The following is an 11713-nucleotide window of genomic DNA, read 5'->3' on the forward strand; positions in this document are numbered from 1 at the left end:
CCGGATAAGTCAGGTGCGCAGCGTGCCGGTTCAAGTCCCAATAACAGCCAACGGCCCGGATCAGAGGCGGACCCCGCCACGCAGGCTTTCGCGGATCGCCCGCTCGATCGCCTTGTCGGCCTCCTCGCCCTCACCGGACGAGTTATCGCCCGAGGCGCTGCGGCGCTCTTCATATTCCAGCCGTGTGTGGATCATCCGGATGCGGGCATCGACCAGCCCGTAAATGTCGGACGGGATCTTGGTTACGACATTCATCCCGAGCTTGCGCGCCGCATCCGGCGAAATCGCCTCGCTATGCGACAGTTTTCCGGACGAGAGGTAATCGGCCAGGAAATCGGGATCCTTGTCCTCGGCCTTGTGATTGGCATGGACGATTTCGCGGGCAATACGATCGGAATAGCGATCATATTTCTCCGCCTCATGGGCCAGCATGACCAGGACGTCCTGGGTCGCCAGCGGCCCTTTTTGTTCAAGCAGGTCGCGATAGGCCTCGGTCGGGAAGCCGCCATAAATTGTGTCGATTGGCCCGAGCGAGGCCGTCGGGTCCATCGCCACCTTTTCCGCCGCCAGCGCGATCATCGCGCCGCCGGACATGGCGACATAGGGCACATAGGCAATGACGTGCGGATCGCGCCTGGAATTGTGTTTGGCCTTGCGCAAATGCTCCTTGATCGCCAGCGCGATCATGTGTGCGGGACGCGCATAACCGCCCAGCGTATGCAGGACGATTACGATTTTCGAGCGCGGATTGGCCTGGCGGATCAGGGCGATCGCCTCAAAGGCCTCGTCGAATACGATTTGCTGTGGCGCGCTGTCGCGACCGATAAAACCGTCGCCAAGGTCATGGATGAGTTCGATCAGCAGGGTGTTGGACTTTTCGAATTTCGCGCGATAGCGGCGATAATCCTCCTTGGCCTCCTGGTAAGCGGCAGCCCGCTTGCGGCGCAGCTTGGCGAGTTGATCCTCGTCGGACGCCAGCTGGCGCCGCGATGTGAGCATTCTCACGATCACGATCAGCAAGACCACAATCAGTGCCGCCATACCGGCGCCAATCACCGTGGTCTGGTCCGCGAAATCCAACACATCTCCCCCCGGAGGCTGCAATGCCCGCTAACGGGGCTCGCCGGGAAGCATGTTAACCATTGTGAACAGGATGCGACAAGCGACAAGACGGCGATCACCGGCAGAATTTGCGCCAGCCCCGGTCCTTCTAGTCGTCCAGCGCTGCCGCGACCGGTGCACCGCCCAATGCGGCGAGCTGACGTTCGGCAACCAGGTCGTTGAGCAGGCCGGCCAGACGGACACCGCCCTGTTTCAATTCCTGCCGGCTGATGCGCAGACCGCGCTCATAATAGGCATCGCCTGGCGCGATCATCTGGCCGGCGCGAGCCCAGTAATAGGCGAAATCGCGCGAGCGGACGATGTCATGGCTTTCCTGTGCCCAGGCGATCGGGTCGAGCGGGGTGATGACCTCCACCCCGTTGAGCGGGATTTCCGAAGCCAGTTCGTCGGCAAAATAGGACCAGCGCGTCGCTTCCGGCGCCCAGCCCCATTGTTCGCCCATATAGTCGAGAATGATTTCGCTATCCCAGACCCGGTGCAGATTGGTGTGGCGTTCGCCGCGCCAGAGCACATCGATATCATTGCCGCCGCGATCGCCTTCGATCGAGACATGCATGGGCTGATGGATATCGCCGAGCCAGTGGGCGAGGAATTTGAGCGCTTCAAGCCGCTCATCATCACTGCGGGCGCGGTCGAGGAAGACGCCGGCATGCAGGCTGATCGCTTCGGTGATGCAGCCATCCTCGGCGCAATCCTCGGCATCGACCTGCGGATCATTGCGGTCCTGGTTGATGTAATGCCAGGTCCGGGTGAATTCATGGGTCGTGCCGCGCACCTCGTCGGCCCAGGAACAGATATCGCGGAAATGCCCGAATTCCGGATCGAGCGTGACCAGCCGGTCAACCTCGGTGCGAGCCTCATCGCTGAGATAGCGATAGGCCAGATCGCAGACGATACGGTGGCCATCCGGACCGTAGGCCGCAGCCGGGGAGACGCTGAGCGCTGCAGCCGCAAGGCCGCCCGCCACGAAGACACGCAGGAATGACATGAAATACCGCCCTGGAAATTGCGCGGCCGCCCGCCGCCTGTTGCGCTCATCTCTAGGTCAGTCGGCGGCGCCTCTCCACTATGCCATGCGGGCGTTGCCGGTGATTGAAACCGGTGATTTCAATTCGGGTTGGGTATCGCGCCCCGTCATCCCTGCGGACGGCTGCTCTGCGGCATCGCGTCGCTTGACCGCGCGCGCCGTGAAGGCAAGGCTCGATCCATGACCGGTCTCCACTCCGTCCACAATATCGATGACCTGCGCGCGCTCGCGAAAAAGCGCCTGCCGCGCATGGTGTTCGACTATATTGATGGCGGTGCTGATGACGAGGTGACGCTGCGGGCCAATTGCTCGCGCTATGACGCCTATGCGCTGAACTGGAAGGCGCTGGTCGATATTTCAAAGATCGACATGACGACCACGGTGATGGGCTCGCCCTGCGCCGCCCCGATCATCGTCACACCGACTGCCGCCCAGCGCCTCTTCCATCCGCGCGGCGGCGAGACGGCCGTGGCTCGCGCCGCAGACGCCAGCGGGCTGATCTATTCCCTTTCGACCCTGGGTTCGACCTCGATCGAGGCCATTGCGGCGGAAACCGACGGGCCGAAATGGTTCCAGGTCTATGTCTGGAAGGATCGCGCCGTCGTCGAAACGATGCTCGAACGCGCCAGGGCCGCCGGCTTTACCGGCCTGATCCTGACCGTCGATGTGCCGGTCGCCGGCAATCGCGAACGCGATCTGCGCAATGCCTTCACCGTACCGCCAAAAATCAGTGCCAAGACCGTCTCGCAAATCCTGGCGAGTCCACGCTATCTATTCGACATGCTGACCACGCCGAAGATCACACCGGCCAATTTCGCCGATGCCGATCCGGAGGGCGATGGCATTATGGGCTATATCAATCGTCAGTTTGATCGCACCGTCACCTGGGAAGATGCCCGCTGGATGAAACAGGTCTGGGGCGGTCCGTTTGCGATCAAGGGCATTGTTCGCCCCGATGATGCGCGCCGCTGTATCGATATCGGCGCCGATGCGGTCTGGGTCTCCAATCATGGCGGCCGCCAGCTCGACGGTTCGACCGCGACGATTGACGCCCTGCCCGACATCGTCCACGCGGTTGATGGCCAGGCCGAGGTAATCCTCGATGGCGGCATCCGGCGCGGCACCGATATTATCAAGGCGCTGGCGCTCGGTGCGCGCGCCGTCGCAATCGGTCGTCCCTATCTCTACGGCCTCGGTGCCGCTGGCGAAGCCGGTGTTGGCCGCGCCCTGGAATTCCTTACAACCAGCCTTGAGCGCGATCTGGCCCTGACCGGGGTGACGCGCCTGAGCGAGCTGGGCCCCGATTTCGTCCGCCGCCCGCCCCTCTGATCCCTCACACGCGAAAGATCCCGCCATGTTTGCTGCCGAAAGCCTGGTCCGCACCCTGATCAACCAGGGCGTCGAAGTCTGCTTCACCAATCCGGGGACTTCGGAAATGCACATGGTCGCGGCCCTCGACCGCGTCGAGGGCATGAAGTCCGTGCTCTGTCTGTTCGAAGGCGTCGCAACCGGGGCCGCCGATGGTTATGCGCGGATGGCCGGCAAGCCGGCCTGCACCCTGTTGCATCTCGGGCCCGGCGTCGGCAATGGCCTCGCCAATCTGCATAATGCGCGCCGCGCCTTCGCGCCGGTCGTCAATATTGTCGGCGATCACGCCGTGGCGCATGCGGCGCTCGATGCGCCATTGACCAGCGATGTCGCCGGCGTGTGTGCGCCGATGTCGCGCTGGGTCGGAACGGTGAGAACCGCATCGGAGGTCTCGACCCTGGCGGTCGAGGCCGTGCGTCAGTCCTATGGCCCCGAGCGCGGCGTCGCCAGCCTGATCCTGCCCGCCGACTGCGCCTGGTCAGACCAGGAGCCCGATGTCATCGAAACTGTCGACCTCCCGCCACTGCGCCCGGTGAGCGATGCCAGCATCGAGGCGGCCGTGAAGGCCCTGAGCGCCGCGAAATCGCCCATCCTGTTTCTCGGCAATGATGCCTGCCTTGAGGAGGGTCTCGAGGCCGCAGCCCGGATCGCCGCCGCCAGCGGCGCCCGGCTTTTCATGGACACATTCGTGCCGCGCATTGCCCGCGGTCATGGCCGCGTCTCGCCGAAACGGCTGAGCTATCTGGGCAGCGAGGCAATCCAGGAACTGGCCGGTTGCGATCTCCTGCTGATCGCCGGGACCAAGGCGCCGGTCGCCTTCTTTGCCTATCCCGGAGAGCGCGGCGAGTTCACGCCCGACGGCGCGCAAACCCTCACCCTGGGCGGCCCGGCCGACGATATTATTGGCGCGATGAATGCGCTGGCCGAGCGTCTCGGACCCGCCGAACCGGTGCCGGCGCCGGAACGCTCGCAAATGCCGAAAATCTTCCCCGACGAGCCGCTCAATCCGGGATATGTCGGGATCTCCATGTCGCGCCACATGCCGGAGAATTCAGTGCTGTGCGACGACGCCACCACGTCGGGCATGGGCGTCTTCCCATGGACCGGGGCGGGCCCCAAACATGACTGGCTCTGCCTGACCGGCGGCGCAATCGGCGCCGGCATGCCGCAAGCCGTCGGCGCCGCCCTGGCCTGCCCCGACCGCCAGGTCTTCGCCCTGTGCGGCGACGGGGCGGCGGCCTATACGTTGCAGGCCTTGTGGACCCAGGCCCGGGAAAACCTGAACATCATCAATATCGTCTTTGCCAATCACTCCTATCTTGTGCTCAATTTCGAGCTGGCCCGCGTCGGTGCCGGCGAACCCGGGCCGGCCGCCCAGCAAATGCTCTCGCTCGACAATCCGAAGATGGACTGGGTCAAACTCGCTGAAGGTTTCGGGGTTCCGGCCCGCTGCGCTCGCACCGCCGGCGAATTCGATGCCGCACTGCACGCCGCGGTGAAGGCTGGAGGCCCCCAGGTCATCGTCGCCGAGATCTGATCGATCGGCGCTGGCCCTTAACGCCCGCCCCTGGCGAGACGCTGACCTGCTGCGGGCTGGGCCGATGGCAGCTGGCGGGCCAGGGCCTGGCGCAGCGCAGAAACCTCGAACGGCTTGCAGAGATAGTCACAGAATCCGGCTTCGGTCAGCTTGCGGCGATCCAGCTCGGAGGTCAGTGCCGTGACGGCAATGACCGGCACCGCCGCGGTCGCGGGCGCCTCGCGCAGCCGCCGGATCGCCATATAGCCATCCATTTCGGGCATCTGGATGTCCATCAGGATGACATCATAACTGGTCACACTCGCCGCCGCGATCGCCTCGACGCCGCTGCTGGCGCAATCGATCGTGATCGCGTCGCCGAGCACGGACTGGCCGAGCATCGCCGCCAGGACGAGTTGATTGGTGCGCACATCATCGACGGCGAGGATCGAGACCGGCCGGCCCGGCCGCAATGGCGGCACAATTGCCTCGGCCTCGACAGGCAGCATGCCCGTACCGGGGTGTGAGCGCAGCGCGAAGGTGAAACGCGAACCGACCCCTGTCTCGCTTTCAACGCTGATCCGCCCGCCCATGCGATCGGCCAGCTTGCGGCAAATCGCCAGACCCAGCCCGGTACCGCCAAATTTGCGGGTGGTCGAACTATCAGCCTGGCTGAATGCGTTGAAAATGGTCGCGAGCTTGTCGGCCGCAATGCCATTGCCGCTATCGATGACCGTCAAGACGGTCTCGACACAGCCATCGGCATCGGGCGCCGCCTGCGACAATTCCACGGTAATCTGCCCGGCACTGGTGAATTTGACGGCATTGCCGAGCAGGTTGTTGAGAATCTGCCGGATCCGCAGCGGGTCGCCCAGTAAAGCGGGATAAGCGATATCGTGATCGGCAAAGTTCAGGCTGAGCCCCTTGGCTTCGCTCTGCAATTGCCAGTGCCGCGTGACACTCGCGGCCAGCGCCACGATATCCAGTTCGATTTCCTCGATCGCGATCGCGTCGGCCTCGATCTTCGACAGGTCGAGAATATCATTGAGCAATTCGAGCAGGTTTTCGCCGGACTCATTGATCACGGCGAGGCTGTGCGCCTGTCGCTCTGTCAGTTCGCCATCGCCCTGCAAGACCCGGGTCATGCCAAGAACGCCATTGAGCGGCGTGCGGATTTCATGGCTCATCATGGCGAGAAATTCGGACTTTGAGTGATTGGCGGCTTCGGCGGCCTGCAGCGCACTGTGCAGGCGCTCATTGGCCGTTTCAAGATCGGCATTGGCCGCATGCATGGCCGAACGGAAAGTCGAGCCCAGAAAGACCACCCAGAGCGTGGCAAATCCCGTGACAATGGCCAGCACGGCCACCAGCTCCGGCGGCAGCACCTCCAGCGGCGTGCCGGCCAGGCGCTGGCTGGCGAACACGACCGCGGCCAGCAGCACGACAAAAACTGCGCCCGCCGCCGCCACTGCCCGAAACCCCCAGGCCACATAGACACCCAGAGCGATGCCCGGCAGGTAGATCATGGCTGGTGGAAATCCGCCCCGATTGCCCCAGACAGCGCCCAGCAGGGTCAGGATCGTGACGGCCAGGACGAGTGCGATGGTCAGGTTGGGCTTGCGCAGCTTCAAGCCGACCAGGCCTGTTGCCGCAAACACAAGACCAGAGGTCAGCCCGAGCGCGGCCATGCCGGGACGGCCCTCGCCCGAGAGAACGAGAACGGCAACATTGATCAGCGCTGTGGCGACCATGATGGCGGTAAACGCCAGGGCGACGCGATACCGTATCGTGCGATCGAAACCGGTTTCGGCATCGACACCGATCATCCTGTCGAGGCGTTTCCAAAGAATGGCGCATTCTCCCATGTCGTGGGTCGATAAAGCCCGAACAGCCGTTAAATTTCGATGAGTTGAATTATTCATGACTGGCATACGCGCAAAGCCCGGCTGACCCGTCGCCGGGAGAGGCAATCTCACGCCTGCGATTGTGGTCTGCCCCCGGATCGTGCCAAACGGGACTGATTGCCCGGCCCGGCCCCGAAGGCCTGTGCCCCCGAGCGACCCGCGCAAGGAGCCTAATGCGATGACTGCACCCGGCGATGACGGAAACCTGATCGACGAATACCGCAATATCGCAGCGATTGTTGCGGCGCTGGCGCTCTTGCAGGCGGCCACAGGTGCCATCTCGGTGGTCGGTCCGCTGACCCTCATTGCCCAGGGCGCCTCGACCTGGACGATCGGCGCCATCGCCTCCAGCTACGCCCTCGGCTTCGTCGTCGGCGCCCGGCTGGCACCGGCGGAGATCCGCCAGATCGGCCATATCCGGGCCTTCGCGGCCTTTGCGGCAGGTGGCTCGCTGGCGGCGGCCGGCCTGTATATCAGTGCCCACCCGGCCTGGTGGATGCTGATGCAGGCTCTGATCGGCTTGAGTGCGGCCGGCCTGCTCGCCTCTGGCGAGAGCTGGATTGCCGGCGCTGCGCCAGCCGCGCGCCGCGGTGCGGTGCTGGGCTTCTATCTGGTGACCTCGAAGCTGGGCTTCATGGCCGGCCCCTTCCTCGCCGCTCTCGCCACCCCTGGCAGCGCCGCTGCTTTCCTGATCGTCAGCGCCCTGTTCACGGCCAGCCTGATCCCGGTTTCGGCGACACGCCGGGCCGAACCGGCACCGCCCAGCGCCGAGCCCTTCGGGCCCATGCGGCTCTGGGACACGGCGCCATCGGCCGTGATCGCGGCTTTCATCGCCGGCATCGTCAACGGGGCCGTATTGCAGCTTTACGCCATTTTCGTCACCGATCTGGCACCGGATTCGGTGACCGGAATGGCGGCCATGTTCAACGCCGCAATGATTGGCGGCGCCGTCCTGTCGCAATGGCCCGCCGGTATGGTCTCCGACAAGATGGACCGGCGCATCGTCATCGCCGTGCTCGCAGCCGCCAGCGGGCTCGCAGCCGCCCTGCTCGCACTGTTCGGCATGCAATTGCCGCTGCCCGTCGTCTTCACACTGGCCGCCGTCTGGGGCGCCGGTTCGCTCTCCTTCTATGGCGTCGCTGTCGCCCATGCGGCCGACCGGGCGGAACCGGGCCAGGCCGCCAATATGATGTCAGGGATATTGATCCTGTGGGCGACCGGCTCAATGCTCGGGCCTGCACTGGCGGGCGGCGTGATGAGCGTCATCGGCGTCGGCGGCCTGTTCATGTTTGCCGCTGCCGGACTCTTCATCCTCGCGCTGGCCATGCTCTATCGGCGCGCCGAAGCGCGCCAGGTGCCCGATATCGACAAGGGTGATTTCGCGCCGAGTGCCGCAACGAGTATGTCAGCCGCCGATCTCAACCCGATGATCGACGAGAATGACGATCCGGATTTCCCGCGCGACGCTTGACCGCCGCCGCAATGGGGCCCCGCAACCGGCCGTAGTCGCGGAGATACGGCTGCGCGCGGTGAGACGTTATGCTGCCGCCTGCTCGAAGCAATTGAAAACATACCCTCAAGGTCGACTAAAAAACGCCGAAGCAGGACAAATCGAGATTGGCGAGCACCCGCTGAATTCATGAAGCGAATTTGAATAACCTCCGGTATTATTTCCTGACTTTCCGGCGAAGATTATTTTAAACGCACCTGCATCTCTTGCTTTTTCTGGCAATTTCTTTATTTGATCGCCTTGATTTTCCACTCATTCCGCCCACCGGACTCAACCGTCACGAGGAGATTGTTCCACTTATGAATCATGGCCAACGCCCCAACCGCATCGCCGCTTTCGCCGCCGAAAAAGTCAATATCCAGCAATTGCAGGACGCTTCCGAGACCTTCGGCCGCCACAATCGGCGCCTGACCCTTGTCTCCGACCAGCAGGCCGCATTGCGTGGCTATAATGGCCCGTCCGAACTGAATTTCGCCATCACCGAAACAACGGCTGAGCTGGACGCGGGCGAATATGAAGCGCTGGTCCTGCTCGAAGGCGCCATGCTGCTCGATGCCAGTGCTCATGCGCTGATCAAGCTTTTCCTGGCCGCCGACAAACCGGTTATTGCCCTGGCCGGCAGCGCCAGCCTGCTGTCCGATCACACCACGACCGCGATCGACGCGCCGGAATCGGCGGCAGCCATCCTGGGCGGCAATCTCTACGTCAATAGCGACGAGGATTGCGATCTCAAGATCGTCGAAGCCATTGCCAAGCATTTGCTGGCGACCAATGGCGGTGCCGCACCGGAAACCAAGCGCCGCGCCGGCGGCCGCTACTAGCACACGCCGTCAATTTCGTTTCGACCGGAGGCCCGCCCGCCCCTCATAGCTGAGGATGGGGGCGGGCCTCCGGCGTTTCAGCCCCGCATTTCCCCCGGAGCTCCCGATGCCAAAAACCGGCCGCGCCAGCCGCGCCGCAAAACACAACGTGCCGCCTGGCCGTGGCCGACGCGGCCAAATGCAGTTCTGCCCGGCAGGCTTGCGACCGAATCTGGATCGCTGCACGTATAGACTCCGATAGCCGCATCGCCCGGAGCCGAGCTTGTCCTTTCGCCGCATCATTTTCTGGTCCCATCTCGGCGTCGGCGTCACCGCCGGCCTGATCATCGTCCTGCTGTCGATCACCGGCGTGTTGCTGACCTATGAGCGGCAAATACTGGGCATGTCCGAAGCCAGGCTGAGCCCCGCCGCGATGAGCGGCGATCAGATGACGGCGGACGAGCTGGCCCTGATGGCAGGCGAAATGGCCGGTCAGGCGAGGCTGTCCCTGGTCTATCACCGTGATCCGGCCCGCCCGGTCGAGCTCAATGCCGGCCGCGGACGGACCACACTGATCAATCCCTATAGCGGCGAGACGATTGAAAGCGCCGCCGGTCCGACGCGCGACTTCTTCCGCGCCGTCACCAGCCTGCATCGTTATCTGGCGATGAGTGGCGAGTCCCGGGCGACCGGCAAGGCGATCACCGGCGCAGCCAACCTCGCCTTCCTCTTCATCCTGATCAGCGGGTTTTATCTGTGGTGGCCGAGGGCGTGGCGCTGGTCCTTCGTCAAACTCAATCTGTTCTTTCGCGACAATCTGCCCAGCGCCAAGGCGCGCGATTACAACTGGCACCATGTCTTCGGGATCTGGGCCCTGGTCCCGCTGCTGGCCGTGGTGATTTCCGGCGTCGTGATTTCCTATCCCTGGGCGGCGAGCCTGGTTGAACGTGCCTATGGCGACGGTCCGGCGGCGCTGGCTGGCCCGGCCGTTAGCGGCGATGCCGACGCGGCCGGTCAGGCAATGCCGGAGACGGTCGCAAACCTGCAGGGCATGCTGGATGCCGCCCGCGCGGTCGACGCCAATTGGCGGACCATCGCCATCGCCCTGCCCGCAACGCCACAGACGCCACTGGTCGAGCTGACCATCGATACCGGCAATGGTGCGCAATATGACCGCAAACGCCTGCTCACCTTCGATCACCGCGATGGCAGCCTGCTGACCGATGTCATGACGGCACAGACCCAGACCCCCGCCCGCCGGGCCCGGATCTATCTGCGCTTCCTGCATACCGGCGAAGTCTATGGCTGGTGGGGACAGACCCTCGCCGGCCTGGGTTCCCTCGCCGCGCTCTTCCTGGCCTGGACCGGGCTTGCCCTGGCCTGGCGGCGGCTGGTCTTACCCGCGTGGCGCAGGCGCAGCCAGTAAGCGGGCGAATTTTCGCCTCGTTTCGGTTCCATAGTCCGCGCCATCCAACCCAATCGGAGTTTCCATGGACGTCATACGTGTCATTCTCTCAATCCTCCTGCCGCCACTCGGCGTCTTCCTGCAGGTCGGGATTGGTCTGCAATTCTGGATCAATATCCTGCTCACCCTGCTCGGCTATATTCCCGGCGTCGTGCACGCCGTATGGATTATTGCCAGACGCTAGAACGCGGACGCTGACTGATGTCTGATGACCGGAATGAACGTCCAGGCCAGCCCATGGACCGGGATGGTGACAATGAGGATGGCGCGCGCGAGCTGGCACGTCTGGAATCGCTCGCCGACTGGCTCGATACCCGTTTTCGCATTCCCGGCACTTCGATCCGCTTCGGGATTGATGGCCTGGTCGGCCTCGTTCCCGGCCTCGGGGATCTGGCGATGCTGGCGCCCGCCTTCTATCTCATCGCCCGCGCCGCCGCGCTGGGAGCGCCGCTGCATGTCCTCGCCCGCATGCTGATCAACACCTCACTCGACTTGGTGATTGGCGCCATCCCCGTCGTCGGCGATATTTTCGACGTCGCCTTCAAGGCCAATCGCCGCAACACGGCATTGCTGGCGCGCTTTCTGGACCGCAAGAAAGCCAAGCGGCTGCGCTAGCGGGGCGGGTTCCGCGAACGAAATCGCGAGCCCCCTAACCTCTTTCTTGTTGGCAGACGTGGCCGCGAAGCGGTCGAAACCGGTGAGGATGACGGGCGCGACGGTACGGGCTTCGCGACCTATCCCCGACATCTCACCATGATCCCACGTCATCCTGACGCAAGTCAGGACCCAGGCGGGACAAGCACGGAGCCCGGTCGATCGATCTCCCGGCTTTCGTCCGGATGACGATAAATCATCAAACTTATCCCCACCCCACCAACCTGCGCGCATACTTCAGCCGTTCCGGTTGCACGGGAGGCGTGAGCTCAGTCATTCGCGGCGATCGGGAGCGTGGAGCTCGTCCGGGCAGAGGGGTGACATCCCGCGCTCTGGTGAGGCCATGA

Annotated in this window: 10 protein-coding genes; 7 read left to right on the forward strand and 3 right to left on the reverse strand. The window is 63.9% G+C overall.

The features are described from left to right. Positions 1-60: 60 nt before the first annotated feature. Both BLT42_RS08840 and BLT42_RS08845 read right to left on the reverse strand, forming a co-directional pair. On the reverse strand, positions 61-1083 hold the full coding sequence (locus BLT42_RS08840; protein ID WP_143024094.1) for an SDH family Clp fold serine proteinase: 1023 nt from the start codon (positions 1081-1083) through the stop codon (positions 61-63). 127 nt (positions 1084-1210) lie between these two features. Further along, entirely contained in the window at positions 1211-2110 is a 900-nt protein-coding gene (locus tag BLT42_RS08845; protein WP_091769853.1) for a S1/P1 nuclease, read from the reverse strand. 219 nt (positions 2111-2329) lie between these two features. Between BLT42_RS08845 and BLT42_RS08850 the strand changes: the two genes are divergently transcribed. Then, positions 2330-3478 carry an alpha-hydroxy acid oxidase gene (locus BLT42_RS08850; protein ID WP_091769894.1) on the forward strand — a complete coding sequence of 383 codons (1149 nt, stop codon included), beginning with the start codon at positions 2330-2332 and terminating at the stop codon, positions 3476-3478. Between the two features lie 25 nt (positions 3479-3503). Beyond that, complete coding sequence (locus tag BLT42_RS08855; RefSeq protein ID WP_091769855.1) at positions 3504-5054, forward strand: acetolactate synthase large subunit; 1551 nt, start codon at positions 3504-3506, stop codon at positions 5052-5054. 17 nt (positions 5055-5071) lie between these two features. Here the strand turns inward: BLT42_RS08855 and BLT42_RS08860 are convergent, their stop codons facing one another. Continuing rightward, entirely contained in the window at positions 5072-6898 is a 1827-nt protein-coding gene (locus BLT42_RS08860) for an ATP-binding protein (protein ID WP_176780307.1), read from the reverse strand. Positions 6899-7115: 217 nt separating this feature from the next. On the opposite strand from BLT42_RS08860, the gene BLT42_RS08865 reads away from it, so the two are divergent. The 5 genes from BLT42_RS08865 (at position 7116) to BLT42_RS08885 (ending at position 11327) form a co-directional block, all read left to right on the forward strand. Further along, positions 7116-8408: an MFS transporter gene (locus BLT42_RS08865; RefSeq protein ID WP_091769859.1), complete on the forward strand. Its 1293-nt coding sequence runs from the start codon at positions 7116-7118 to the stop codon at positions 8406-8408. 338 nt (positions 8409-8746) lie between these two features. Then, a complete protein-coding gene (locus BLT42_RS08870; RefSeq protein ID WP_091769861.1) occupies positions 8747-9268 on the forward strand; it encodes a type 1 glutamine amidotransferase family protein in 522 nt (173 codons plus the stop codon). A gap of 262 nt (positions 9269-9530) precedes the next feature. After that, positions 9531-10673 carry a PepSY-associated TM helix domain-containing protein gene (locus BLT42_RS08875; RefSeq protein ID WP_091769863.1) on the forward strand — a complete coding sequence of 381 codons (1143 nt, stop codon included), beginning with the start codon at positions 9531-9533 and terminating at the stop codon, positions 10671-10673. A gap of 64 nt (positions 10674-10737) precedes the next feature. Next, a complete protein-coding gene (locus tag BLT42_RS08880; protein WP_091769865.1) occupies positions 10738-10896 on the forward strand; it encodes a YqaE/Pmp3 family membrane protein in 159 nt (52 codons plus the stop codon). Positions 10897-10913: 17 nt separating this feature from the next. Further along, positions 10914-11327, forward strand: a complete 414-nt coding sequence (locus BLT42_RS08885) for a DUF4112 domain-containing protein (protein WP_233342406.1) — start codon at positions 10914-10916, stop codon at positions 11325-11327. Positions 11328-11713 lie beyond the last annotated feature (386 nt).

The sequence above is a fragment of the Maricaulis salignorans genome (genome assembly GCF_900103475.1).
GTDB lineage: Bacteria > Pseudomonadota > Alphaproteobacteria > Caulobacterales > Maricaulaceae > Maricaulis > Maricaulis salignorans.

Coding starts and splice junctions, on each gene's coding strand:
- BLT42_RS08845 (WP_091769853.1), bottom strand. CDS start 2,110: ATGTCATTCCTGCGTGTCTTCGTGGCGGGCGGCCTTGCGGCTGCAGCG.
- BLT42_RS08850 (WP_091769894.1), top strand. CDS start 2,330: ATGACCGGTCTCCACTCCGTCCACAATATCGATGACCTGCGCGCGCTC.
- BLT42_RS08855 (WP_091769855.1), top strand. CDS start 3,504: ATGTTTGCTGCCGAAAGCCTGGTCCGCACCCTGATCAACCAGGGCGTC.
- BLT42_RS08860 (WP_176780307.1), bottom strand. CDS start 6,898: ATGGGAGAATGCGCCATTCTTTGGAAACGCCTCGACAGGATGATCGGT.
- BLT42_RS08865 (WP_091769859.1), top strand. CDS start 7,116: ATGACTGCACCCGGCGATGACGGAAACCTGATCGACGAATACCGCAAT.
- BLT42_RS08870 (WP_091769861.1), top strand. CDS start 8,747: ATGAATCATGGCCAACGCCCCAACCGCATCGCCGCTTTCGCCGCCGAA.
- BLT42_RS08880 (WP_091769865.1), top strand. CDS start 10,738: ATGGACGTCATACGTGTCATTCTCTCAATCCTCCTGCCGCCACTCGGC.
- BLT42_RS08885 (WP_233342406.1), top strand. CDS start 10,914: ATGTCTGATGACCGGAATGAACGTCCAGGCCAGCCCATGGACCGGGAT.